Source organism: Agrobacterium sp. SORGH_AS_0745, from assembly GCF_030818995.1.
Classification (GTDB): domain Bacteria; phylum Pseudomonadota; class Alphaproteobacteria; order Rhizobiales; family Rhizobiaceae; genus Agrobacterium; species Agrobacterium tumefaciens.
The window spans coordinates 581,296-607,122 of record NZ_JAUTBI010000001.1 but is presented as its reverse complement, the minus strand read 5'-3'; the positions used below and the strand labels follow the sequence as shown (position 1 = coordinate 607,122).

Sequence of the window (25,827 nt, the reverse complement as noted above, 5' to 3'; positions counted from 1 at the left end):
TCGGCAAAGCAGCGCAGTTTGAAGGCGTAGAGAGTTGCGGCCGCCGAGATCGCTTGCTCTATGTGCATACAGCGCCTCTATAGCGGTCAAAATGCTTAAAGTTTAGTCATTTGCAGGGTTGCGGATATTTTCATCGATCTATCTTGCGGATACGCTATTTGCGTGCTTGTATAGACAACCTAGGCAGTCATCACAGTTGCCGAGCCTGAAGGCGCAGACAGAGCGCAGGAGAGATTTGCATGATCGTCTTCGACAACGTCACCAAGCAATATGCGGGCGCGGCTACTGCCGTAAACGGTTTGTCCCTGACGGCGCCAAACGGCAAGCTGACCGTGTTCGTCGGCCCTTCGGGTTGCGGCAAAACCACATCCTTGCGGATGATCAACAGGTTGATCGTACAATCGTCCGGTTCGATCCTTCTTGACGGCGAACCGACAGATGGCATGGACGTGGCACTGCTGCGTCGTCGTATCGGTTATGTCATCCAGCATGCCGGGCTTTTCCCCCATCGCACCGTTGTTCAGAACATTGCGACCACTGCGCGGCTAAACGGATCGCCGAAGGAAAAAGCACTGCGCACGGCGCATGAGTTGCTTGAGCGTGTAGGGCTAACCGCCGCCTTTGCCGATCGCTATCCGTGGCAGCTTTCGGGTGGCCAGCAGCAACGCGTCGGTGTTGCGCGTGCACTCGCTTCCGATCCCAAATTCATGCTGATGGACGAACCCTTCAGTGCTGTCGATCCCGTCGTTCGCACACAGTTGCAGGACGAATTTCTTCGCTTGCAGCGTGAGATTGGCAAGACCATCATCATGGTGACCCATGATATAGACGAGGCGTTGAAGCTTGGCGATCAGGTTGCTGTTTTGCGTGCCGGCGGAACGCTTGCGCAGATCGCCACTCCAGAGGAATTGCTGGCGCGCCCGGCAGATGCCTTCGTGGCGGACTTTATCGGCCGGGACAGAGGGTATCGCTTCCTGAGTTTTGCAGAATTTGACGGAGCAGTCCCTCTCGGTGCGGAGCCGACAGCCTTGCTCGGCGCAACACCGGACAGCCTTCGTGGCGTTGCAACGGATCGCTGGGTTCTGGTGACTGACGCCGAACATCGTCCCATTGGATGGGCCGATGCGCAAGGTCTCAGGCAGCCACTGCGTGAGGGAGATCTCAATCTCAGTGGCACGCTGGCGCCGGAAGGCAGCAGTTTGCGCCATGTGCTCGATGCAGCGTTGAGTTCGCCCTCCGGCCGCGGGGTCATCGTAGGGTCAACGGGCCAGCTTGTCGGCACCGTCACACTCTCTGATGTCGCCAAAGCCATCGAAGCCGCGCGGGTCGGTCGCTTCGGAGGTCAGCCATGAGGTTTGATTGGCTCTACCGGGAATCCGGGCGGATTTTCGAGCTTTTCATCTGGCATCTAGGCCTTTCGGTCATCCCGGTGGTGATCGGCCTGCTTCTTGCCCTGCCGCTCGGTTGGATTGCGCAGCGGGCCGGTTTATTCCGGTCGACCCTGCTGGGGGTTGCCGGACTTCTTTACACAATTCCGTCGCTTGCGCTGTTCGTCCTGCTGCCGCTGGTGCTCGGCACCCGTATACTCGATCCGCTAAACGTCGTCGTCGCGCTGACGATCTACGCGTTGGCGCTTCTGGTGCGAACAGTGAACGATGGTTTGGAATCGGTTTCGCCAGACGTCCTCCAGGCGGCCAATGCCATGGGCTACAGACAGGTTGCGCGTCTGGTGGTGGTGGAGCTACCGCTCGCGGTCCCTGTGATTGCCGCCGGATTGCGTGTGGCCGTGGTTTCCAATGTCAGCATCGTTTCCGTAGCGGCACTGGTTGGAACGCCGCAACTTGGTCTGCTCTTCACGCAGGGGCTTCAGCTGCGGTTCCTGACGCCGATTATAGCAGGCATCGTACTCTGCGTGCTTCTCGCAGCCTTGCTGGACGGGCTTGTTCTGCTCATTTCACGCCGCCTGACGCCGTGGCAGCCTGGGAGTGCGGCGCGATGATAGAATGGTTTAGCGATCCAGCTCACTGGACAGGGAGTGATGGTGTCATCGTTCTCGTCGGTCAGCATCTGGCTTATAGCTTTGCGGCCCTTTTCCTCGCCTGTCTGATTGGCTTGCCGGTTGGGCTTTATGTGGGACACACGGGACGCGGTGTCGTCTTCATCGCGGGTCTTGCAAATGCGCTGCGCTCCCTTCCAAGCCTCGGCCTGATCGCACTTCTTGTGATTGTTTTTGGCCCCGTTTTCGCATCCGATATGGCTTTTATCGTACCCAGCCTTATCGTGCTCGTGCTTCTGGCCGTGCCGCCGATCATGACTGGCAGTTACGCCGGTATCGCGGCGGTGGATCCCGCTGCGGTGGATGCTGCAAGAGGCATGGGGAAACGTCCGCTCGATATTCTGTTCGATGTGGAACTGCCCTGCGCTCTGCCATTGATCTTTTCCGGTCTGCGCAGCGCCACGCTTCAGATCATCTCGACCGCAACTATCGCCGCTTATGTTTCTCTTGGTGGTCTCGGTCGCCTGATCATCGATGGGCGGGCGCAGAACGATTATTATCAGATGGCCGCAGGTGCCGTTCTCGTCGGTGCGTTGGCCCTGACCGTGGATCTGATCATCGGCGTCATATCGAGGGTCACCGTATCACCAGGCCTGACGCGTCGAGCGAAGCGTTAGAGGTTCTAAAATAACCGGGTTTTCTATTCCACGACTGTTTCAACATAAAGGAGAAGCTCGCATGGCATTCAGGATCATCACTGCCGCCAGCGCATTTGCGCTCATGGCACTTTCCGCTGCTTCGGCATTGGCGCAAAGCAATCCGCTGGCCGCGCCAGCCACTCCGCGAACCGATACGACGACAATCATCGTCGGTTCCGCCGACTTCCCCGAAAGCCAGCTTCTGGCGACGATCTACGCCAAGGCCCTTGCCGCCAAGGGTGTTGCCGTCGAAACGAAGTTGAGCATCGGTAGCCGCGAAGTCTATATCCCTGCGTTGCTGGACGGATCAATCGATCTGTTGCCGGAGTATGCTGGTGCGACGCTGAGCTATCTCGACAAGAACGCCACGGCCCATTCGCCAAGCGATGTGGCCGCAGCGCTCAAGGCGGCTCTGCCGAAAGGCGTCTCGATGCTGACACCCTCCGCAGCACAGGATTCCGATAGCGTGGCTGTGACGCGCGCGACCGCTGACAAATACAAGCTGAAGACGATTGCCGATCTCGCACCCGTAGCCTCGCAGCTCGTACTTGGCGGTCCACCGGAATGGAAAACGCGCAAGGAAGGCATTATCGGTCTGAAGGAACTTTATGGCCTCGAGTTCCAGTCGTTCAAATCGCTTGACGTCGGTGGCCCGCTGACCCTTTCGGCACTCATCAACGGTCAGGTCCATGCTGCAAACCTGTTCTCGACCGATCCGGCCATCGCTGCAAACGATCTCATCGTGCTTGAAGACGTCAAGAACCTCTTTCCCGCCCAGAACATCGTACCAGTGATTGCCACACCGAAAGTTAGCGACGTTGTGACAAGCACTCTCGATGCTGTTTCTGCCGCCCTGACGACGAAAGATCTCGTCGTTATGAACGGTCGTCTGGCCAATCACGACAGTTTCGATGTCGTGGCGGGCGACTGGCTGGCCGAACACAAATTGAACTGAATCCATCGGCAAAGGGCGTGGCATTGCCCCTCCCTTTGCCGACAACCCTGCGTATTGGTGACGTCATAGCTATGGATCACGACAGAAAGATTTTCCGGGAAGTGATGTCACCGATATCTGAGAACGCTCATGACGCGCAGGGCACCGAAGACCAGAGTTCACCACTCTATGTAAAGCTGAAGGACTATGTCCGCAGTCGCGTCGAGGCGGGTGAGTGGAAGATCGGTCAACGTGTTCCATCGGAAAACGAACTGGTCGATATTCTCGGTGTCAGCCGTATGACGGCCAACCGCGCTTTGCGTGAGCTGGCCGACGAAGGGCTTGTGGTGCGTGTACGCGGCAAAGGTTCGTTCGTTGCGTCCAAGAAGCGCACATCGCAGTTCCAGAGCGTACCCAACATTGCCGAAGAAATAACACGCAACGGCGGTGTTCACAGCGCGCGGGTCATACTTCTTCAAATCGAAACCTGCGATCCAGATCTTGCCGAAGCGCTCGCTGTTCCGGCTGGCAGCCTTGCTGCGCACTCGATCATTGTGCATGCGGAAGACGGCGTGCCGATGCAAATCGAGGATCGTTTCGTCAATTCGGACTGCGCGCCCGATTACATCAAACAGGATTTCAACCTCGTAACACCCAACAGTTATCTCACGCGAGTGGCACCGATCGTGAAAGCCGAGCAGCATATCGAGGCGGTCAGCGCACAGCCCTGGGAATGCAAGCTGCTGGCGATTTCCAAGACGGAACCATGCCTGCTCGTGCGTCGTCGCACATGGTCGACAAAGGGGATCGTGTCTTCTGTCCGCCTCCTTTATCCCGGCAGCCGCTATCGTCTTTACAGCAGTAATTGAGACACGGGCCAACGCCGGCAGTATTCAAGATGGAAAATTCCCGCTCCTCGCAGCCGTTTCTGCATCATAGGAAAACGTCATGACTGTTCTACTGGATGATGGATTGAGTTGGCGCGATGTGGCCCATATCGGCAAGGGCGAGGCACTGCGTGTGTCAGACGCGGCCTATCTGCGGATTGACCGGGCGAGCCAGATCGTTGACAGCATCGTCGAAAGCGGTGTGCGTGCCTATGGCATCAATACCGGGGTCGGTGCACTGTCGGACACTGTGGTGGATCGCACCGCGCAGGGTCGGCTGTCGCGCTCCATTATTCTCAGCCATGCCTGCGGTGTCGGCCCGTTGTTGGATCCTCGCGAAGTTCGGGCAATCATGGCGGCGCAGATCGCCAATTTCGCCCATGGGCACTCCGGTGTCCGACGCGAGATCGTCTCGCATCTGTCGACGTTTCTGGAACAGGATTGTATTCCCGACGTGCCGTCCCGCGGATCGGCGGGCTATCTGGTGCACAACGCGCATGTTGCGCTTGTTCTGATCGGAGAGGGCCAGGCCCGGCTCGGCGGGCGCGTTATGAGTGGACGAGATGCCCTGGCGGCAATGGGACTTCAACCCATCGTGCTGGGTGCCAAGGAAGGGCTGAGCCTCGTCAATGGTACAGCCTGTGCGACCGGTCTTTCCTGCATGGCACTCGCGCGGGCCAATCACCTGCTAGATTGGGCCGATGCCATAGCGGCGCTGACGCTTGAAGCAGCAGGCTGCCAGATCGACGCTTTTGACGAGACGGTTCTCGCGCTGCGTCCCTCGACGGGAATCGCGGCCGTCGGGGCCGCTCTGCGATCCCGGCTTGAAGGCAGTGGGCTGGTTGCCGCCGCTCATGGCAGGCGGACACAGGACGCGCTAAGCCTGCGTGCCGTGCCGCATGCGCATGGTGCTGCACGCGACATCTTCGATGCCTGCGCCTCCATCGTTGACCGAGAGCTCGCCTCCGTCACCGACAATCCCGCGATCCTTGGCACGCCCGAGCAGCCCATCGTCTCGTCGGAGGCCCATGCCGTTGCCCCGGCATTGGGGCAGGCGGCAGACAGTCTCGCCATCGCCATTGCACAGATTGCGTCCATGAGCGAGCGCCGTATCGACAGGCTGGTCAATCCTCTGGTGAGTGGTCTGCCGCCATTTCTGGCGACCGATGCCGGAAGCCATTCAGGTTTCATGATCGCGCAATATACGGCCGTAGCCCTTGTCGGCGATAGCAGACGTCTTTCCGCGCCTGCCTCCACAGATGGAGGGCTGACATCGGGATTACAGGAGGATTTCCTCTCTCATCCCACGGCAGCCGCCAACAAGCTGCTCGCGGTTCTCGACAATGCAGAATATATTCTGGCCATCGAATGGATGGCCGGGGTGCAGGCCCATGATTTCCTGGAAAATGTTGCCGGGCGGGCAGCCGGAACAAATGCGGTCTACAATCTGCTTCGCGAGCACCTCCAGCCCTATTCGGATGACCGGCCCCTGTCTGCGGACATGGAAAAGGCAAGGCTGCTCCTGCGTGATTTCTCGCCACCGGATATGTGATTGAAAGCCGTAAGGCTCGTGCCTTACATGGTGAAAGGCAGATCGATACCCTTGGCGCGGATGAAGGGCAGGCCTTTGCGCCGTGCAGTCCAGCCGATAACGTGAAGGCTCCGGGCGGCCGGTTCATGCCGTTGCGCAAGCATCCAGGATTTGCAGTCGATCGCGGCAATGTCCGCCCGGCCCTCGGCCACTGCGATGACGGAAGCGCGGTGCGCACCGGTTTCGAGACAATTTTCAAACAGATCGAGGCCCGCGCCTTCTGCTTCCAGATCGCGTTTCAAGCTGAGATAGCCGGATAATGACTTGTGCTCGTTGAATGCCAGTATTTTCCCGCTAAGAAATCCTTTCGGCAAAGCGGCCTCACCGGTTCTCGAAGGTTCAGCACCCTCTCCACCGTCTGCTATGCGGGCAATGATGGCGCTGGAATAGAACTCGCCTGCACCACCCTTGATGCCATTATAATCGCTCTGTCCAATCACCTGCACATGATCCTGCAGGCCAAACTCCATTGGCCCCCAGCAGGTGCCGGAGATCAGCAGAGCCGGATGCCGCCAGAGCACCGCAAGATCCAATGCATCGGGATCGAGCGTGGCAGGGTCTGCGGCAATGATGGCGCCGTCCTTTCCACGAATACCTCCCGGAACCGCCGGCATATCGCCGTTGCGTCTGGTGAGGCCTTTGGGAGCGTCGATACCCTCTGCTAAAAAACGGGTGCGCATATCGGCCCACAGCTTGTCCGTCTCATTGCGCAGTTCGGGCCAGTCATACATTGGCAGTGCCGCGATCCATGTCACGACGGAATTTCCAGTCTCACGTCTTGTTCCTGCATCGCATGGTCAGAAAAAATCAGAGCGGCAGGCACGACGGGTGACGCGATTAAAACTTGCTCGTCCCGTCTCAAGACAGGATGCGCTACCGGTTCCTTGGCCTTGAAGGCGAAAGCGCGGAACACCTCGAAATAATTGCTGAACACATATCCGTCATTCATCTTCTGCCACTCCGCCCGCCTCTCGCTGTAGAGGGAGGGCAATTTATACCAGGCGGCTGTCGGCATTTTGTGATGCACGAAATGCAGGTTGTTATAGAGAAACAGTGGAGCCAGGATGGAGTTTTCAACAATGATCGTTCTCCCATCCGGCTGTTCGGACCATTGATGTTCGCAATAGGAGCGAATGGCAATGATGGATATGCCCAGATAGGCCGCCACACTAACATAGAGCCAGATTGGAACGCCGAAAATCAGGGATATGACCAGCAGTGTCGGAACAAGTCCGGCCAGATGCAGGGTCCAGGCATAGATCACCCGCCGATCACCCTGCGCGATCTTGCGCCATTCGGATATCGTGAAACCAACAACCATCAACGGAGGGCCGATGACCAGACGCCCGATGAACGTATTGTTCCATCCCAGCAGGACCTTGAGGAACGACGGCATCTTTTGCCAGTCGCCCATGGCCCGGTAATAGCTTTCCGGATCGTCGAATGGGTCGGTCAGACGCTCGTCTGCATGGTGTTGCAGATGCGTGCGCTTGTAACTGCGATAGGGGTAGAAAATCCCGAGCGGCAGAAAGACCAAAGCTTCGTTCAGTCGTGCATTGCGCGTGGGGTGCCCATGCAGAACCTCGTGCTGGAGCGAGGAGTGCAGGGCAACTGCAATGCCCATGAGCACCAGAGAAACGATTGGAAACAACGGATACAGAAAATATCCCGCGAAAATCCAGAGACCGTAACAGACCGCCAACAGCGAGACTGTTGGCCATTCAATTCGGTCACGCGTTCTTCTGCGGCGAATGCCAGTCAGCCGCGCCGTCTTCTTTGCCAATATGTCTGTCATTTCATACTCTTGATGCCCCTGTCACCGTAGGGTCGCATCAGTCTCAGCCAGCCACAACGGGTTTATGGTGACCAACTGTTGATTTTGATAACAGTTTAAGCATTATGGTGATAATTATAAACAAACGGGTGAATTATGGACAAACGCGCGCTCGCAGAATTGTTTCGTGCCCGCCTGATCCAGCTGGTGAACAGGTCAGAAGACAGCCAGGCGTCTTTTGCCGCCGCCATTGGCATTGATCGATCAGCACTTTCGCAATTGCTTTCCGGTGATTCGGCGCGGCTTCCGCGTGTGGAGACGCTGCTGAATATCGCCGAGCGACATTCCGTCTCGCTCGACTGGCTACTCGGTCTTTCCCATGATCAGGGGTTGATGGGGGAATTGCGGCCAAGTTTCGAGATCGAGGAGGGCGGTGCTGATTATACGGATACGCTGTTGATGAAGTGGCATGCGGAAGCTGCAGGCACCAAAATCCGTTATGTTCCGGCACGCATTCCCGATCTGCTTCGCACACCCGAGATCATCGCTTTCGAGGCCATGGGCGCGCATCAGAGTGTGATGGCGCAGGCCAGCGAAACGGCGTTTCGACTCGATTATAATCGCCAGCCTGGTACCGACATGGAAGTTTGCATGCCGCTCGAAACGCTGGAAGCTTTTGCGCAGGGGCGCGGTATGTGGAGCGGTTTGGACCGCGAGACACGTGCCGAACAACTCAAACATATGTCGGGACTTATCAGCGAGCTATACCCATCGTTCCGGCTGTTTCTGTTCAATGAAAAAGAACGCTTTTCCGTGCCCTATACGATCTTCGGTTCGCAACGGGCAGCACTTTTCGTCGGCGCCATGTATCTTGTGCTCAACAACGCTGAAGCCATCCGTAAGATGCAACGTCACTTCGACGAGCTGATACGTTTTACCCGCATTCATGCCCATGAAACCGCGGATTTTGTGATGAATTTGGAAGTCGCTTAGTCCTGTGACGGGTACCAGCTTTCGCACATCATCGAACCGGTTTGCTACGTGACGACATGGTCGGGATTGAACAGGAGAGGAAGGCCGCCATGGCCGCGAAATAACGACCTCCTCCACAAACCGGATCTTTTGTAACGGCGCCAGAAAAAGCCCGGCAGTGCCGGGCTGTAATCTATGATGTTACTTCGGCCGAAAACGCGGATTTGATCAGTGTTTTGGTATATTCAGCCGCCGGCCGCTCGAATATCGCGTCCGTTTCTCCCTCTTCGACAATCTTCCCGTTTCTCATCACGATGACATAATCCGAAATGGCTTTGATGACAGAGAGGTCGTGGCTGATGAAGATGTAGGAAAGGTTGTGCGTTTTCTGCAAATTACGCAAGAGATCGATGACTTGGCCTTGAATGGATCGGTCCAGCGCCGATGTAGGTTCATCGAGAATGACGACATCTGGCTTGAGGATGATCGCGCGGGCAATTGCGATACGCTGACGTTGCCCGCCTGAAAACTCGTGCGGGTAGCGGTTGCGGGCGGCGGGATCGAGGCCGACTTCTTTCAGCGCTTCTATTGCTCGCTCGTCGCGCTGCGCGCGGCTGAGCTGTGGGTCGTGCACAAAGAGACCCTCAGTGATGATCTCTCCAACAGTCTGCCTTGGCGAAAGAGATCCATACGGATCCTGGAACACAAGCTGCAGCTGCCGCCGCAATGGCCTCATTGCCGTTCGGCCAAGTCCGGTGATTTCCGTCTTGCCGAAGAAAATGCGGCCCTCTGCAGTGACAAGGCGCAGAAGCGCGCGACCGAGCGTGGACTTGCCTGATCCGGATTCACCGACGATGCCGATCGTCTGCCCTTGATGAAGGCTGACATTAACGCTGTCCACGGCCCTGAAAGCCCGTGACTTCGACAGGAAGCCGCCCGGGATCACATAATCGATCGTGACGTTCTGGCCAGAAAGAACGACCGGCGCTTCTTTGCCGACCGGCGGCTTGTGGCCGCTGGGTTCGGCATCGAGAAGCATCCTCGTATAGTCCGCCTTCGGGCGCTCGAAGATCTCTTCCGTCGGACCGGTTTCAACGATCTCGCCTCGGCGCATAACCGCAACACGATCGGCAAAATGCCTGACGACACCGAGATCGTGCGTTATCAGCACCACTGCCATGCCGAAGCGCTGCTGCAACGACTTCAGAAGATCGAGAATCTGCGCCTGGATTGTCACGTCGAGCGCGGTGGTTGGCTCATCCGCGATCAGAATATCCGGCTCGTTTGCCAGCGCCATGGCGATCATGACGCGTTGGCGCTGGCCGCCGGAAAGCTCATGCGGGTAGCTGTCGATGCGCCGCTCCGGGTCCGGAATACCGACAAGTTTCAGAAGTTCGAGAACGCGTGCCCTTGCTTCCTTCTTGCTGCCGCCCCGGTGATGGACGATTGGCTCGGCGATCTGCGCGCCGATCCTGTAAAGCGGATCGAGCGAAGTCATCGGCTCCTGGAAAATCATGGTGATTTTCGCGCCACGGATTTTGTTCAGCTCGTTGACCGGCAAGCCTACCAACTCGCGTCCACGATATTGCGCCGAGCCTTGAATGACGCCGTTGGAAGCCAAGAGGCCCATGATGCCCATCATGGTCTGGCTTTTGCCGGAGCCGGATTCCCCGACGACAGCGAGCGTTTCACCCTGCTTTACGTGGAGATCGACACCTTTGACGGCGTTGACCGTGCCGTCTGGCGTGGCAAAATCGACCTTGAGATTGCGGACGGTGAGAATGTTTTCAGATGTCGTATTCATGTCAACGATCCTTGGGATCGAGTGCATCACGCAATCCGTCGCCTACGAAGTTCAGCGAAAAAAGCGTCAGCACGAAGAAGATTGCCGGGAATATCAGTAACCACGGGGCCGACTGAATATTGTTGGCGCCTTCGGAAATGAGCGCACCCCAGCTCGTGAGTGGCGCCTGAACGCCAAGCCCCAGGAAGGAGAGAAAGCTTTCAAGAAGAATGACTTTCGGGACAACGACCGTCACGAACACGACCACGGGACCGATGGTGTTGGGGATGATGTGACGGCGGATGATCTGCCAGTCACTCAAACCCAAGGCCTGAGCTGCCGCCACAAATTCCCGCCGTTTCAAGGCAAGCGTCTGGCCACGCACGATACGCGCCATATCCAGCCACTCCACTGCGCCAATGACAAGGAAGATCAGGATGAAGCTACGCCCGAAGAAAACCACGAGAACCACGACCAGGAAGACGAAGGGCAGCGAATAGAGGATCTCGACGAAACGCATCATTACATTGTCGACGCGCCCGCCGATGTAACCCGCCGTAGCGCCGTAAAGCACGCCGATGCCGAGCGAAACGAGGCTGGCGAGAACGCCGACGGCAATGGAGATCTGGCCGCCCAGCATTACGCGAGCCAGCATGTCGCGACCGTTTGAATCTGTGCCGAAGAAGAAGTATTCGCGATTGACATCGCCTTCCAACTTAAGCGTTCGACCATCATCTTCCGTAGCAACGACTTTCGTGTTTTCGAATTCGTTGGCGCGGTCGAAATAACGTGTCGTGCGCGGGTCAATCGGGCTGCTGGAGGTAACCGTTGCCGTGAAGGTCTGCCCTTCGACGGCAAACTCCTTCAGTTCGACGCGCGCACGGCCTGCCACACCTTCCATGACGCTCTGGAGGTTGTTCACGTCCGGGCGCGGCTCGAGGCTTGGCGCGACGGAGACGTAGGACGAAAACACCTGATCATAGGTGTGTGAAAGGAAATGCGGGCCGATAAACGAGAAAAGTGTGATCAGCACAAGCATGATGGAACCAGCCATGGCGGCCTTGTTTCGTCTGAAACGCAGGGCTGCAAGCTGGAACAAGCTTCGGCTTTTCACCGATGGCTGAGGGGCTATATTGCCGGAGATATCAGTCATGTCTGACCCTCGGATCGAGCAGGCCGTAGAGAATATCGACCACGAGATTGAACAGGATGACGAAAATGGCGATGAGAACCACCGTTCCCATGACCAGCGTGTAGTCGCGATTGATGGCGCCAAGAACGAAGTAGCGGCCGACACCGGGAATGGTGAAGATCGTCTCGATGACCGCCGAGCCCGTCAGCAGCGCTGCGGCGCAAGGCGCAAGATATGAAACGACCGGCAGCATCGCCGCGCGCATGGCGTGAATCACCACGACGCTGCGAGCCGGGAGGCCATAGGCCCTGGCGGTGCGGATATGGTCCATGCGCAGAGCCTCGATCATTGCACCGCGCGTCAGACGCGCGATGACCGCAAGCTGCGGCAAGGCGAGCGCGATCATCGGAAGAATGAGATAGCGTAGCGACCCATCACCCCAGCTACCTGCGGGCAGAAGCCCCAGCAACACGGCGAAGATAAGCGTGAGGACAGGTGCGACGACGAAGTTCGGCACGGTGATACCGATGGTCGAAATGGACATGATGGAGAAATCGAAGGTGCTATTCTGCCTGAGTGCGGCAAAGGTGCCGGCAAGAATACCGCCGACCAACGCCAGCAAAAGAGCATAGCAACCGAGCTCCAGCGAATAGGGCAGGCCTTTGCCGATCAACTGGGCGACGGTGTTGTCCTTGTAGATGTAGCTCGGACCGAAATCGCCGGTGGCGGCGTTGCCGAGATAGATGAGATACTGGCGCCACAATGGCTCATCCAGATGATAGGTTCTCATCAGGTTTTCCATGGTTTGCGGGGGCAGGGGCCGCTCGAGGTTGAACGGACCGCCCGGTGCGAAACGCATCAGGAAAAACGAAATCGTGACGACGATGAACAATGTCGGCACGGCGCTCGCCAAACGGCGCAGGATAAATGAAATCATGATTTTCAGGCTCCGACATGGCACGGTGGTTTCGGCCACCGTGCCAGCACTGCTTATTCGGAAACGCTCAGGAAGCGGCTGAGGTGTTCGTTAGCAGCATTGTCTTCCCAACCCTTCACGCGGTTGGAAACCAGCCACAGGTCCGCCTGTGTGAGAAGCGGAGCAACCGGCTGTTCCTTCATGAGGATGGTTTCTGCCTCGTGCAACAGTTTGGAGCGAGCAGCAGGATCCTTTTCGTCATAGGACTTCTGCATCAGCGCATCATATTCGGCATTATTGAACTTCGAGTAGTTGAAGGTCTTGTTGGAGGATACCGAAAGGGCGAGGAAGTTTTCCGCATCCGCATAGTCGGCAACCCAGCCTGCACGCGCAACGTTGTACTTGCCGCCTTCCTGCAGGTAGCCGTAATGCGAGGCGACGTCGAGGTTCACCAGTGACACTTTGGCGCCAAAGGTGTTTTTCCACATATCCGCAATAGCGGTGGCAACGCGCTCATGGTTCGGGTTTGTGTTGTAGCGAATTTCAACGGAAAGCGGCTTGCCACCCTCGCCGTAACCGGCTTCCTTCATGAGTTTGACGGCTTCGTCTTCACGATCGAGTTGCGACAGCGTCGCAAACTCTGCTTTCGCAGGCTCACCGTAGGAGTCCATGCCCGGAGGAACCATGGAGTAGGCGGGAACCTGCGAACCGCTGTAGATTTCCTTGGCGAGGAAATCGCGGTCGACTGCCATGGACAGGGCTTGACGGACGCGGACATCGTTATACGGCGCTTCACGCGTGTCGAAGGTATAGTAGTATGTCGCAAGCGTCGGCGAAACGTGAACCTGTTCGCCATAGGCCTTGCGCAGGCGGTCGATCTGGTCCGCGGAAAAGTTGTAGGCGAGGTCCATTTCCTTGGCTTCGAAACGACGAACGGATGCGGCCTGGTCGTCGATCGGGTAGAAGATGACCTTGTCGATCTTGGTGTTCGATGCGTCCCAGAAGTTGGTGTTCTTGACCACCGTCAAGCTGTCATTGGGAACATGCGCTTCAAGCTTGTAAGCACCGTTCGACACCATGACGCCCGGCTTTACGAAGTTGGTTCCGTTCTTGTCAAAGCTTGCCTTCGAGATCGGCAGAGCTGTCTGGTGGGCAAGGAGTTCAAGGAAGAACGGTGTTGAGCGCTCGAGTGTGATCTCAAGGGTCTTGTCATCCACGGCCTTGACGCCAAGCTGGTCAACCGAAGTTTCACCCTTGTTTATTTTCTCGGCGTTCTTGATCGGATAAAGAATATTCGCATATTTTGCTGCGGTCTTCGGGTCTTCGACGCGCTGATAGGAGAAAACAAAATCTCCAGCCGTTACCGGAGTGCCATCCGACCACTTCGCATCTGCACGCAGTTTGAACGTGTAGACGGTACCATCCTCAGACAGCGTCCAGCTTTCCGCCGCACCGGGAACGATCTTGCCGGCAGCATCGTAAATGGTGAGACCTTCATAAAGGTCTTTGAGGATAAAGGCTTCGATATTGATCGAGGTCTGTGCCTGATCGAGCGTCTGAGGCTCCCCGGAATTGCCGCGGTGAAGAACTGTTTCTGCAAGTGCGGAACTTGCGCCAATCAGAAGCGATCCTACCAGCAGCGTGGCGCGAGTTGTTGTTTTTATCGACATAATTTCCCTCCCGTGAAGAGTGTGAGTCTACAAACAAGGCCAAATTGCTCCGAAGGGCAACCACAATAAATTGTGAGTTTATGCATACACCGTGACTGCTGATCGAACAGAATAAGGGCAAAGCCATGGCCCGCACGCTGGACATTGCCTCGCGTGACGCGACCTCCGGACGGTTAAATCGATGCGGGAAGCCGTCGGCCCCATCGATATCCTCGTGAAAATACCGATGCCGCCAAAAGCCCGAGTAAGTTTACGGCATCATACATGTCATCGTTTGCATATGCCGGGTAACACTTCATTTAGTAATTTTGTGAAATCTAAAATACGCAGGTTCCAAAGTTTCATCGGCGGGGCTGGTAGAACGAGTGGATCCAACGCGCCCAGCCTTTGGCGGCCCGGAGCGGATATCCGCTTGTCGCCCTATGAGGAGGGGCACAGCTACCCGCGATGTTCCATTGTTTGTTTCCCTGGCTTCCTGCGCGGACAGCTGGAGGAGCGCTTGCCCTGAGGCTATTCATGTCTTTCCTGAAGAATACCAAAATAAAAACAAAGGTCTTATTCGTCATATCAGTGATGAGTTTGATGTCGCTTTCCGGAATCAGCTACGTCAGCTTGCAGTATAAAAATACCGACAATGTTTACAGCGATTTCATCGCCAATGAGGCGCTTGCTGCGGTGCTGAACGCCCGAACGAGCGGCAATCTCAATGCACTCGGCATGCAGATGCTTCGCGCCAGCCTCAATGACTCGACCAGCAGTGATTTCGAGGCCGCTGTCAAAACATTCAAGGCCGACCGGAAGCAACTGGAAGAACGGCAGAATAAAATCATGCAGCTGGTGCCGGCCCGGACGGATGCCGCTCGTGATATCCTCAAGGGCGTTGCCGAGGTTGAGGAAATCGGCAATCAGGTCATCGCTCTCATGCAGGCGGGAAAAAATGCTGAAGCTCAGCAGATGGCGCTTAACGTCCTTCGAAAAATAACTGAAGTCTCACCGAAAATCAGTGCGGGCAACGAGCAACTGATCCAGGTGATGAACGATGGAAGAGAGCGCCTCACGGCCAGCACCAACACGACAATCTGGACAGCTCTGGTCAGCATAGCAATTGTTTCCCTGGCATTGATCGCGCTCGGCCTGCTTATTTCTTCGCGTGGCATTACCACTCCGATTGCGCGGCTTCGCGAGCGGATGGGGTCGTTGGCGGCAGGCGATACAGCCAGCGAAATCGAAGGTATGGACCGCAAGGATGAAGTCGGCCAGATGGCCGCTGCTGTTCAGGCATTTCGCGAGAACGCCATCGAGCGCCTCCGGCTTGAGAATGAAACGGAAAACCATCGGTCATCTTCAGAGCAGGACCGGATAGAGCGCGAGAAACAGAAGGCGAAAGAAGCTGCCGACGTGCAATTCGCCGTCGACAACCTTGCTGCTGCCCTTTCGAAGATCGCTCAGGGCGACGTTACTTACCGGATCGCTCAGCCGTTCGTGTCCAGCCTTGACGGTATTCGCGGCGACTTCAACAGGGCAGCGGAACAGCTGCAATCGACTCTGAACCAGGTGGCGCAGAACGCGCGCGGCATCGACTCCGGCGCGAACGAGATCAGGGCCGCAGCCGACGATCTGGCCAAGCGTACGGAACAGCAGGCAGCGGCCGTCGAGGAGACAGCTGCTGCACTGGAAGAGATCACCACGACGGTGAAAGACTCGACCAAACGGGCGCAAGAAGCGGGCCATTTTGTCAGTCGCGCAAAAGTCGGTGCGGAACAGTCGGGAGAAGTGGTGCAGAAAGCTGTCACGGCAATGGAGCAAATTGCTGCATCCGCTGATGAGATTTCCAACATTATCGGCGTGATCGACGAGATTGCTTTCCAGACCAACCTTCTGGCGCTGAATGCAGGCGTGGAAGCTGCCCGTGCCGGTGAGGCGGGCAAGGGATTTGCGGTTGTTGCCCAAGAGGTTCGCGAACTGGCCCAGCGTTCCGCCGGTGCCGCCAAGGAGATCAAGAATCTCATTACGACATCGAACAGTCAGGTTCAGCAGGGTGTGCAACTGGTTGGCGAAACGGGCAAGGCACTCGAACTCATCGTCACGGAAGTACAGGAAATCAACCGTCACGTGATGGCGATCGCGGAATCGGCACAGGAGCAATCCTCTGGTCTCCAGCAGATCAATACGGCTGTGAACCAGATGGACCAGGACACCCAGAAGAACGCTGCCATGGTGGAAGAAAGCACGGCGGCAAGCCACGGGCTTGCACGCGAGGCTTCGTCGCTCAACCAACTGCTCGCTCGGTTCAAGTTGTCAGAAGGTGGTTACAGCGAAATCTCCGCACCGGTTCGCGCAGCCTCGTCCGCCGACAGGCCTGCAGTTTCTCCTGCGCGTGCACTCGGCGGAAAGATTAAAGCTGCGTTCTCCGGCAATGCTGCCCTGAGCACATCGCCGGACAACTGGGAAGAGTTTTGATAAATGCGCGTCTTTCACGCCTGACGTCTGATGAGAGACTGAAAGCATTGTTTTAAACACTTGCACCGGCGATTGGACTCTGATCGCCGGTGTCTTGCCGATCGCACATCGAATCCGTGACGATTTTTGATCGTATCTCCCCCAAAAAGCGTCCGCTCTTGGGAGAAGTGCCAGTTGATCATTCCAGTACTATTGGCGATTGCCCGCATCACCGACACCTTGCAACCGTATTGGTGGTTATAGCGGTTGTTCTGCGCAGGCGGATCGATATATCTAGGGCCTGGTTCGTCACTTTAATCCGCGGGTACATGGAAACTTCGCTTTATCTGCCCGTCAAAAGTTTCCTCGAGGAAGCGGGCTACACTGTCAAAGGCGAGGTTGGCAGTTGCGACCTCGTGGGCTTGAGCGATAACGATCCGCCTGTTGTCGTCATCTGCGAGCTGAAACTGAGCTTCAATCTGGAGCTTATTTTGCAGGCGGTTGATCGCGCGGCTATGGCAGACGAGGTCTGGATTGCGGCACGGGTCTCAGCCAAGGGCAAGGGCCGCGAGGCTGACAAACGTTACCGCGACCTTTGCCGCAGGCTCGGGATCGGCATGCTCGGCATTTCCGATGTTGGCGACGTCAGCGTCATCGTCAGTTCCATATCACCGATGCCGCGAACCAACCCAAAACGGCGTTCGCGATTGATACGTGAACACAAGAGGCGACGCGGAGATCCGGCGGTGGGTGGAAGCACTCGCGCACCAATCATGACCGCGTATCGCCAACAGGCACTCGGCTGCGCTTTGGCGTTGGCATCAGGGCCGCTGCGCGTGCGTCAGGTCAGATCCGGCATACCAGATGCCGGAAAGATCTTGCTTGCAAACGTCTATGGCTGGTTTGAACGTCTGGATAGAGGCGTCTATGGCTTGACCCCTGCCGGACAGGAGGCGCTACAGCGATGGCCGCAACAAGAAACGCCGGCAACGATCGTCGTACCCAGCTAATTTCTATTCAGCAATAGAGCTTATTTGCGCAGATTATGTAAAAACATGACTGCACACCTTGGAGTTGATTTCATTTCCTCTTGATTTACCTTGTGTATTTCCAATGATGTAATACGGACTTGATAAATAACCGACTCTGTACTCGATGAGTCGTGCAAATGAACATACTTAGCGCCAAACAGAAATTGCTGTATTTTATGTCTGTCCGGTCCGACAATCCGGACCTGCTGAAAGCACAATATCGCGCTTTCACCCGGCAGATGCCGATGATGTATTTGATACTGATTTCAAGTACATGGGCGCTGGCTACTACACATCTGCAACTGGCGCCGTTTTGGCTCACCATTGGAATTCCCGCTTTTTTCACACTCGGCTGCACCGTCAGGGTTGCATTCTGGTGGAGAACCCGCGGTATCGATCCCCCGCCGAAGGTGGCCCATGCAGCGCTTCAGCGCACAAATCGCCTGGCAGCCGGTATCGCCATTATATTCACGCTCTGGTCTTTTTTGCTGGTGCCTTATGGGGACGCCTATACGCAGTCCCATGTCGCCTTCTACATGGCGATTACCGTTATCTCCTGCATCTTCTGTCTGATGTATGTGCGTTCGGCCGCCTTCATGGTCACGGCCATCGTCAACGGCGCCTTCATCATCTTCTTTTTGGCCTCAAGGCAACCGACATTCATCGCCATTGCCATCAATGTCCTTCTGGTCTGCGCTGGCATGATGTCCATCCTGTTGACCAACTACCGCAATTTCGAGCGCATGATTGTTTCGCAGCAGCGTACGGAAGCGCTGAACACATGAGAACCTGCTGCTTGCCAATATCGACAGTCTGACGGAACTGCCCAACCGCCGCGCCTTTTTCGCCCATCTGGAAGCCGAAATCGAAAAAGCAAGGGTGGCGGGAACGCGACTGGCGCTTGGCGTTATCGATCTTGATGGGTTCAAGCCCGTCAACGACCTTTACGGCCATTCCGTGGGCGACAGGCTGCTCGTCAACGTCAGCAAACGTCTCACCGAAACTCTGACGACCAGCAAGGCATTCCGCCTTGGGGGAGATGAGTTTGCGATCGTTGCCCCGATCATACCCGATGATGCGCAACTCGTCGTAAATGCGAACGTGATCTCGGAACGGTTGAGGGCGCCCTATCATCTGCCCGAGGGAACGGTGCATGTCGCTGCTTCCATGGGGATAGCCGTATTTCCGTGCCTCGCTTTGACGCTTGAGCAACTTTTCGACCGCGCGGACTATGCGTTGTATCACGCCAAGAAAACCCGGCGCGGCGATGCCGTCCTATTCGATGCGGAGCACGAAAAGCAGATCAATATCGAAGCCCGTATCGAACATCTGCTCAAGCAGAAAGAGATAGAAAACGAGCTTTCAGTCGTGTTCCAACCGATCGTCGACATACGCGATGGAAGAGCTGCGGGCTTTGAAGCACTGGCGCGCTGGCACAGCCCGGTCCTTGGGCATGTCCCGCCTGCCCAGTTCTTCGCCATTGCCGAGCGGGCCGGTATCGTCAGCTCGCTGACACGGCCTCTTCTTCGAGCCGCTCTCGTTTCCGCATCGGCATGGGAGCCATCCCTTAGACTATCCTTCAACCTCTCGGCCCATGACCTCAATTCCTGCGAAGGCGTGCTGTCATTGATCGGCATCATCGAAAACAGCGGCTTCGACGCAACACGTATTGACCTTGAAATTACCGAAACGGCCTTTGCGCATGATTTCGAACAGGTCAGGCAGTCGGTCGAAATGCTGCGGCGGCTCGGTTGCGGCATTTCGCTTGATGATTTCGGCACCGGTTATTCCAGCCTGACACGGCTGCACGCTCTGCCCCTCACCAAGATCAAGATTGACCGCAGCTTCGTCACGGATCTGCACGAAAAGCCAGCCAGCTACAAAATCGTGAAATCGCTGCTCACGCTCAGCCGCGACATGGGGCTGGAATGCGTGGTGGAAGGGGTCGAAACACGGGAGGAACTCGCGGCCCTTGAAGGTCTCGGTGCTACGCTGGTGCAGGGTTATATCTATGCGGCGCCACTACGAGAACAGGATGTCCGTGAGTTTCTTTCCAGACAGGAAAAAAAGCGCATGATCCTATCAGCCTAAAGTGGCCTGGGTTTTTCGGGCCCGATTTTCCGGCTGCGATGCCTGCCTGCTGATGTTGATCCGGGGAAGGACAGGAAAACAGGGCTCGGCTACTTCTATCGTGGCGTAGAAATGCGTGCTTTGAATAGACGTGTTTGCTTTGTGTGCCCGGCAGGTTTTAGCGTCCGCCTTGTTTTCCGCGCAATCCAGGCGCAGTATAAGCTTCGTTGTGCTGGCAGCACGGCTCCCCGGTGTCAGAGAGGCACCGCCTCTTCTTCGTTGTCATTTAGTGAATGTTTGCGCTGACGGTGCCGTATTTCTTTGCGGTAATCACCGAGATGTCACCTGTCGCGTCACGAGCATGCAGGTTGACGGGCGATTACGCTGCCACCAGTCACAACGCAGACCATCTGCATTTCTCCAGTGCCATTTCATGGCATCTGGTCGTTTCGCTCCTGGATTTTCTTGGTACCGCCCGGACACGACACCGCATCTAGTCCTTAGGGATGTCTGGCTCAAGCACCACTCCGATCGATAGGGGCTTTCGACCGAGAGACAGGAACGCAGCAGTTGCAATGTAGAATAAAACAAGCTCCACGCGGATCAAAGCCGCGCTGAAGCCTCGGATGAAAGGCAAGACCATGAATAGTTACAACGACCAAAGACGCCAGGCGCTCAGGATCGAAGTTTGGGAGAACGAAGGCGGGACTTCCGTCGCCGATACGCTTGACTCCCAATATGGAAGAAGGATCGAGAGGGACCAAACCTGGACCATATATCATGTATTCACCGGTGTGCCGGTACGGGTGGGTGGCCGCAGGCTGACTGAACTCAGCATATCGGAAGCAACCGATGGCATGCTTTCACTCAATCGTCGCAACGTTTTGCGAAGGGAAGAACGCAGCAGGTGTGAAGCATGACACTGGCTTTCCCCAACTCGGCCCGCAGTTTTGACGATGTGCGTAAAGCTGTGCGGTTTTTCGGCCATGACGGCATGTTCGAAATCCGGTTTTTTGTCGAAGCCGCTGCACTCGCCAAGGGCGGCGTGCATGCAACAGGCATGTCGGAAGCCCAATGCCTTTCGTCTTTTGACGCAATGCGCACGCCGATCTACGAGGCTGCCAAGAAGGTGTATGCCAAGTACCGGCGCAATTTGAACGTCCTGACGCCTTCCGACTTCGGCTAGAGCACATCCTGTTTAGACAAAATTGTCTGACGTGCTCTAGCTATTTGTTTTTACGCATTTTCCGGGCGTAAAACTGCTACGCACTTTAGGAAATGCGCGACCATTGCGGGATCATGGAATGGCGCGCGGGCCGGCGTCTACGGTTGCGACGTCGCGAGCCAATGCATCATCGATTTCAGATGGGGACACCTGAAGGAACTGGCGGCGGTTCATGGCGACAGCGATCGCGGGAATCTCTAGATGGGTTCCCACGCGGCGATACGCCGTGAAGCTGAGGCCCTCTATCAATTCCTCGTCTATGACCAGGCGATAAGTGCCCGCTCCCAAGGGTTCCGAAAGGGCCTCCAGACGGAACGGATGCGTGAATGTGATTTCGGTCTCTGTGGTTCTTTCGATCATGTCCAACACCGCTTTCCGTTGCGTTAAAACCTGCACAGTTACAGCCGGTTATCGCAACTACGCGCCGATCAGGATGTAAACGATCAGCGCCACACTTGCCGCAGACAAGACGTAGCCAGCCAGCGTTGCGAGATTCTGTTTTGTCGGTTGGTGAAATATGGAAGACATGGCGTCCTCCTTTGTCGGGGCCAGGGTATTCAACCCTTAAACAGCAGCGCCCGTACTATAGCTGCTGGAACAAACACAGTGGACCCGTTTCACTCATTTAGCAATGAAACAATCCTGATAATCAGAGGTGCTGATCGAAGACACCTCTATGTGAAGGCGAGGAGCGCCGTCACTCGTCCCCCGATGGCCTTTGTCCGTCGGAAGGCCGCAAAAGTCTCGGATATGCCAAAATTCGAATGCCTCACCAAATGATCTTGACAGGGGGCAAGTTTTGGATTTCCTTGTAAACCGGTTTAGTAAATCGCTTTACAAGCCTATCAAGAGGCCAAAGGCCCACGGGAACAGGAACGGGAAGAATGATGGCGCCAAATCGTGCGACCAGTCTGAAGGATGTTGCCCGCACCGCGGGTGTTTCCGTCGCCACGGTGTCGCGGCTGCTCAACGGCTCGCTGGAATTGCCTGCGGACACGAAGGCCCGCATCGAAGACGCCATTCGCCAGCTCAACTATGTTCCTAACCCGCATGCCCGGCGTCTGAGCCGTGGGCGCTCCGATACGATCGGTCTCGTCGTTCCCGATATCGGCAACCCGTTCTTCGGCATGCTGGTTGCAGCAGTGGAAGAGGAGGCAGACAGGCGCGGTCTTGCTGTATCACTTTTCGCAACGTTGAACCGGCCGGGACGCGAACTGTCCTATCTGCGGCTTCTTGCCCGCAACCATGTCGACGGGCTGGTCTTCGTTACCAACCACCCCGATACGGACGAGCTTGCCGAGCTTATCAGCGCCACCGGCAAAGTCGTTGTGGTCGATGAAGACGTCAGTGGGGCATCCGTGCCGAAGCTGTTCTGTGACAATGAACAGGGCGGCCGCCTGGCTGGCGAACACCTTGCCGGATATGGCCACGAACGCGTGCTTTATGTCGGCGGCCCGGCAGAGATGCTCAGCACGCAGCGGCGTTTCCTTGGGTTGGAGACAGCGTTGCGGACACATTGCGGCTCCGAGCCGTCGATCATGCGTTATTGCGGCGACTATACCGCGGAGTTCGGTCGCGAGGCGGCCTTGCGTTTTCTTTCCGAAGGCCGTCCCGCCACGGCAATTTTCGCGAGCTCCGACGAAATCGCCATCGGGATGATTGAAGTCTTGCGGGCGCAGGGTGTGCGCATTCCGCAGGACGTATCGATGATCGGCTTCGACGATGTCGGCCCGCTGCATCTGTTCGATCCGCCGCTTACCGCCATTCGCCAGCCGGTCAGGGCCATTGGCCAGCGCGCCCTGTCGTTGCTCGCCGAAACCAATTGGGAACAGGAAACTCCGGCCCATCCGGAAGAGCTGCTTCCCGTAGAAATCGTCGTGCGGAGCTCCGTTGCGCCGCCGTCGAAACAATAATTGCGACGGACAAAACCAACAGAGGAAGAACGCAAATGACAATAATCAAACGCAGATATTTCTCCGCAGCCCTTGCCGCCACCGTTCTGGCCGGGGCGACGCTTTCCGCCGGCATTGCCGGTGCCGCGGAAAAGACGATAGCCCTCGTGCAGATCAACCAGCAGGCCATCTTTTTCAACGACATGAACAAGGGTGCGGAAAAGGCGGCGAAGGAAGCGGGCGTCAAGCTCGTCATCTTCAATGCCAACAACGATCCTGCAGCGCAAAACAGCGCCATCGAGACCTATATCCAGCAGAAGGTCGATGGGATCGCGGTCGTCGCCATTGATGTCAACGGCATCATGCCTGCGGTAAAGCAGGCCGCCGAAGCGAACATCCCAGTGGTCGCTATCGACGCAATATTGCCCGAAGGGCCTCAGAAGGCACAGATTGGCGTCGACAATGCCAATGCTGGTGCCGACATGGGCAAGTTCTTCGTCGACTATGTGAAGTCAGACATGGGCGGCAAGGCCAAGATCGGCGTCGTCGGGGCCCTAAACTCTTTCATCCAGAATATCCGCCAGAAGGGCTTTGAGGACACGCTCAAGGATCAGTCCGGCATCACGGCGGCTGGCGTCGTTGACGGACAGAACGTGCAGGATACGGCTCTTTCCGCAGCGGAAAACCTCATAACCGGCAATCCGGATATGACCGCAATCTACGCAACGGGTGAACCGGCCCTTCTCGGCGCCGTCGCTGCCGTCGAAAGCCAGAGCAAGCAGAAGGACATCAAGGTCTTCGGCTGGGATCTGACCAAGCAGGCGATCGCTGGCATCGACGCCGGTTATGTCGCGGGTGTCATCCAGCAGGACCCGGCGGCCATGGGTGCTGCGGCCGTCAAGGCGCTGAAGACTGTTTCTGATGGCGGCAGTGTCGAAAAGACGATTGCCGTGCCCGTGACCATCGTCACCAAGGCCAATGTCGAGCCCTACCGGGCGGTCTTCAAATGATCGCCGGCGGACAGCACCCAACCGCTGTCACCGGCGCTGGGGGAGATATTCTCCCCCAGCATCTCTCCGGTGCGGCGCAAGAACCGCGCGTCTCGCTTCGCGGTATCGTAAAGACTTTCGGTTCACATCAGGCGCTGCGCGGCGTCGATCTCGACATCTATCCCGGTGAATGCCTGGGCCTTGTCGGTGACAACGCGGCTGGAAAATCGACGCTGACGAAGGTTATTTCCGGAACCTACATTCCTGATGAAGGATCCATTACGCTCGAAGGGGAAGAGGTCCGTTTCTCCGGTCCCGCCGATGCGCGCAATCGCAATATCGAGATGGTCTTTCAGGATTTGAGCCTCTGTGACCATATAGACGTGATCGGCAACCTGTTTCTTGGGCGCGAGATCACCAAGGGTCCGTTCCTCGACCGGCAGACGATGTTGGCCGAGGCCCGCAAGATGCTGGATGCGCTGGAAATCCGTATTCCAAGGTTGACGGCCAAGGTGGAAAAACTCTCCGGCGGACAGCGGCAGGCAATCGCAATTGCCCGTGCGGCGTCCTTCAATCCCAAGGTCCTGATCATGGACGAACCCACTTCGGCGCTTGCCGTGGCAGAGGTGGAGGCCGTTCTGGCGCTGATCAACCGGGTCAAGGCCAAGGGCGTGTCCGTCATCCTCATCACTCATCGTCTTCAGGATCTGTTCCGCGTGTGTGATCGCATCGCCGTCATGTACGAGGGAACGAAGGTCGCCGAACGGCAGATCAACGAAACCAGCCTCGAAGACCTCGTCAAACTGATCGTGGGAGGTCGCCATTGACCGTCTACACTGAACGCGCCAAGGGCTCACCCGTCGCCGATTTCATCGCCGAAAACGCGCAGGTCTTGTCCATAACGGCCTTTTTCATCGCCTGCATGCTGTTCTTTGCCGTAAGCACTGATACGTTCCTGACGGCAGGCAACCTGCTGAACGTCGTGCGTCAGGCCGCTCCCATCCTCATCGTTTCCGTCGCCATGACGCTTGTCATCATCACCGGCGGGATCGACCTGTCGGTCGGCTCCATGGTTGCGCTGATCAACGCCGTCGGTGCCATCCTCATGGCGGCGGGCTATCCCTGGCCTCTGGTGCTGGTCGCCATGCTCATGCTCGGCGCCGTGCTTGGTCTCTTGCAGGGCTGGTTCATTGCCTATCAGGGCATTCCGGCCTTCATCGTTACGCTCGCAGGCTTGTCCATCCTTCGAGGGGTCGCACTCTATATCACCCAAGGGTATTCGGTGCCTATTCCGGATGCGCCCGGCTTCTTTTTTCTCGGTCGCGGAGACCTGTTCGGTTTCCCGGTGCCGGCGCTGATCGGTATCCTCATCACTGTCGTGGCCTATGTGGTCATTTCGTCCACCCGCTACGGACGCCGGGTCGTGGCGGTAGGCTCCAATCTGGAGGCTGCCCGTCGTGTGGGTATGCCGGCAAAATGGATCCTTGCATCGGTCTATCTGGTGGCAGGCGTGGCATCCGCAATCGCTGGGCTGCTGATCGCGTCACGCCTCGGCTCGGGTTCCTCCAATGCTGCTGTCGGCTTTGAGCTGCAGGTCGTGGCAGCGGTTGTGCTTGGCGGTACATCGTTGATGGGCGGACGCGGAACCATTCTCGGCTCCGTGCTTGGCACCATGACCATTGCCGTGATCGGCAACGGGCTGATCCTGATGCATATTTCGCCCTTTTTCACACAGATCGTCACGGGCGCGATCATTCTTGCCGCAATCTGGCTGAACACGCGCATCTTCACCACCAACTTCCGCTTGGGTTCCAGAAAAAAGGGTTGA

The 25,827-nt window shown here is 56.9% G+C and carries 22 protein-coding genes and 1 pseudogene; 16 read left to right on the top strand and 7 right to left on the bottom strand.

Annotated features, from left to right (window positions below; translation table 11 throughout):
- Window positions 1-239 precede the first annotated feature (239 nt).
- The 6 genes from QE432_RS02670 to QE432_RS02645 all read left to right on the top strand — a co-directional run bounded on the left by QE432_RS02670 (window position 240) and on the right by QE432_RS02645 (window position 6,067).
- Window positions 240-1,352 (top strand): ABC transporter ATP-binding protein, encoded by a 1,113-nt coding sequence (locus QE432_RS02670; protein WP_111800920.1) that lies wholly within the window; start codon window positions 240-242, stop codon window positions 1,350-1,352.
- A complete protein-coding gene (locus tag QE432_RS02665) occupies window positions 1,349-1,999 on the top strand; it encodes an ABC transporter permease (protein WP_003518331.1) in 651 nt (216 codons plus the stop codon). Before QE432_RS02670 ends, QE432_RS02665 begins: the two co-directional genes overlap by 4 nt.
- The gene (locus tag QE432_RS02660) at window positions 1,996-2,673 is read left to right on the top strand and encodes an ABC transporter permease (protein ID WP_003518330.1); all 678 of its coding nucleotides are present in this window, start codon (window positions 1,996-1,998) and stop codon (window positions 2,671-2,673) included. The genes QE432_RS02665 and QE432_RS02660 overlap by 4 nt, the downstream gene beginning before the upstream one ends.
- Before the next feature lie 61 nt (window positions 2,674-2,734).
- A complete protein-coding gene (locus QE432_RS02655; RefSeq protein ID WP_003518329.1) occupies window positions 2,735-3,649 on the top strand; it encodes an ABC transporter substrate-binding protein in 915 nt (304 codons plus the stop codon).
- Window positions 3,650-3,753: 104 nt separating this feature from the next.
- Window positions 3,754-4,497: a histidine utilization repressor gene (gene hutC, locus QE432_RS02650; protein ID WP_174012265.1), complete on the top strand. Its 744-nt coding sequence runs from the start codon at window positions 3,754-3,756 to the stop codon at window positions 4,495-4,497.
- Window positions 4,498-4,576: 79 nt separating this feature from the next.
- Window positions 4,577-6,067: an HAL/PAL/TAL family ammonia-lyase gene (locus QE432_RS02645; RefSeq protein ID WP_065705719.1), complete on the top strand. Its 1,491-nt coding sequence runs from the start codon at window positions 4,577-4,579 to the stop codon at window positions 6,065-6,067.
- A gap of 23 nt (window positions 6,068-6,090) precedes the next feature.
- Here QE432_RS02645 and QE432_RS02640 read toward each other — a convergent pair whose 3' ends face one another.
- Both QE432_RS02640 and QE432_RS02635 read right to left on the bottom strand, forming a co-directional pair.
- Window positions 6,091-6,837 (bottom strand): PhnD/SsuA/transferrin family substrate-binding protein, encoded by a 747-nt coding sequence (locus tag QE432_RS02640; protein WP_065687446.1) that lies wholly within the window; start codon window positions 6,835-6,837, stop codon window positions 6,091-6,093.
- 20 nt (window positions 6,838-6,857) lie between these two features.
- Window positions 6,858-7,901 carry a fatty acid desaturase gene (locus QE432_RS02635; RefSeq protein ID WP_065705723.1) on the bottom strand — a complete coding sequence of 348 codons (1,044 nt, stop codon included), beginning with the start codon at window positions 7,899-7,901 and terminating at the stop codon, window positions 6,858-6,860.
- Between the two features lie 135 nt (window positions 7,902-8,036).
- On the opposite strand from QE432_RS02635, the gene QE432_RS02630 reads away from it, so the two are divergent.
- Window positions 8,037-8,873: a helix-turn-helix domain-containing protein gene (locus QE432_RS02630; RefSeq protein ID WP_019566842.1), complete on the top strand. Its 837-nt coding sequence runs from the start codon at window positions 8,037-8,039 to the stop codon at window positions 8,871-8,873.
- Between the two features lie 172 nt (window positions 8,874-9,045).
- On the opposite strand, the gene QE432_RS02625 is transcribed toward QE432_RS02630, so the two are convergent.
- The 4 genes from QE432_RS02625 to QE432_RS02610 are packed head-to-tail and all read right to left on the bottom strand — an operon-like array spanning window position 9,046 to window position 14,353.
- Complete coding sequence (locus QE432_RS02625; RefSeq protein WP_065687444.1) at window positions 9,046-10,656, bottom strand: ABC transporter ATP-binding protein; 1,611 nt, start codon at window positions 10,654-10,656, stop codon at window positions 9,046-9,048.
- A gap of 1 nt (window position 10,657) precedes the next feature.
- On the bottom strand, window positions 10,658-11,788 hold the full coding sequence (locus tag QE432_RS02620; protein ID WP_003518322.1) for an ABC transporter permease: 1,131 nt from the start codon (window positions 11,786-11,788) through the stop codon (window positions 10,658-10,660).
- Window positions 11,781-12,704: an oligopeptide ABC transporter permease OppB gene (gene oppB, locus QE432_RS02615; RefSeq protein WP_003518321.1), complete on the bottom strand. Its 924-nt coding sequence runs from the start codon at window positions 12,702-12,704 to the stop codon at window positions 11,781-11,783. The genes QE432_RS02620 and oppB overlap by 8 nt, the downstream gene beginning before the upstream one ends.
- Before the next feature lie 53 nt (window positions 12,705-12,757).
- Entirely contained in the window at window positions 12,758-14,353 is a 1,596-nt protein-coding gene (locus QE432_RS02610; RefSeq protein ID WP_306623311.1) for a peptide ABC transporter substrate-binding protein, read from the bottom strand.
- A gap of 516 nt (window positions 14,354-14,869) precedes the next feature.
- Between QE432_RS02610 and QE432_RS02605 the strand changes: the two genes are divergently transcribed.
- From QE432_RS02605 to QE432_RS02585, 5 genes and pseudogenes are all read left to right on the top strand, one after another.
- Window positions 14,870-16,813: a methyl-accepting chemotaxis protein gene (locus QE432_RS02605; RefSeq protein WP_112391853.1), complete on the top strand. Its 1,944-nt coding sequence runs from the start codon at window positions 14,870-14,872 to the stop codon at window positions 16,811-16,813.
- Window positions 16,814-17,121: 308 nt separating this feature from the next.
- Window positions 17,122-17,802, top strand: coding sequence for a DUF2161 domain-containing phosphodiesterase (locus QE432_RS02600; protein ID WP_065658436.1), 681 nt, complete (start codon window positions 17,122-17,124; stop codon window positions 17,800-17,802).
- A 158-nt stretch (window positions 17,803-17,960) separates the two neighbouring features.
- A pseudogene (locus QE432_RS02595) lies at window positions 17,961-19,914 on the top strand (putative bifunctional diguanylate cyclase/phosphodiesterase).
- 605 nt (window positions 19,915-20,519) lie between these two features.
- Window positions 20,520-20,813 (top strand): hypothetical protein, encoded by a 294-nt coding sequence (locus QE432_RS02590; RefSeq protein ID WP_111800146.1) that lies wholly within the window; start codon window positions 20,520-20,522, stop codon window positions 20,811-20,813.
- A complete protein-coding gene (locus QE432_RS02585) occupies window positions 20,810-21,079 on the top strand; it encodes a DUF1488 domain-containing protein (RefSeq protein WP_003518274.1) in 270 nt (89 codons plus the stop codon). Before QE432_RS02590 ends, QE432_RS02585 begins: the two co-directional genes overlap by 4 nt.
- A gap of 111 nt (window positions 21,080-21,190) precedes the next feature.
- Here the strand turns inward: QE432_RS02585 and QE432_RS02580 are convergent, their stop codons facing one another.
- A complete protein-coding gene (locus QE432_RS02580) occupies window positions 21,191-21,478 on the bottom strand; it encodes a hypothetical protein (RefSeq protein ID WP_174012315.1) in 288 nt (95 codons plus the stop codon).
- Between the two features lie 527 nt (window positions 21,479-22,005).
- Here QE432_RS02580 and QE432_RS02575 point away from each other — a divergent pair.
- From QE432_RS02575 to QE432_RS02560, 4 genes are read left to right on the top strand one after another with little or no spacing between them, the layout of a single operon-like run.
- Window positions 22,006-23,031 (top strand): LacI family DNA-binding transcriptional regulator, encoded by a 1,026-nt coding sequence (locus tag QE432_RS02575; RefSeq protein WP_112391855.1) that lies wholly within the window; start codon window positions 22,006-22,008, stop codon window positions 23,029-23,031.
- 35 nt (window positions 23,032-23,066) lie between these two features.
- Window positions 23,067-24,020 (top strand): ABC transporter substrate-binding protein, encoded by a 954-nt coding sequence (locus QE432_RS02570; RefSeq protein ID WP_174012270.1) that lies wholly within the window; start codon window positions 23,067-23,069, stop codon window positions 24,018-24,020.
- Window positions 24,017-24,826 carry an ATP-binding cassette domain-containing protein gene (locus QE432_RS02565; RefSeq protein ID WP_013762213.1) on the top strand — a complete coding sequence of 270 codons (810 nt, stop codon included), beginning with the start codon at window positions 24,017-24,019 and terminating at the stop codon, window positions 24,824-24,826. Before QE432_RS02570 ends, QE432_RS02565 begins: the two co-directional genes overlap by 4 nt.
- Window positions 24,823-25,827: an ABC transporter permease gene (locus tag QE432_RS02560; RefSeq protein WP_003518264.1), complete on the top strand. Its 1,005-nt coding sequence runs from the start codon at window positions 24,823-24,825 to the stop codon at window positions 25,825-25,827. Before QE432_RS02565 ends, QE432_RS02560 begins: the two co-directional genes overlap by 4 nt.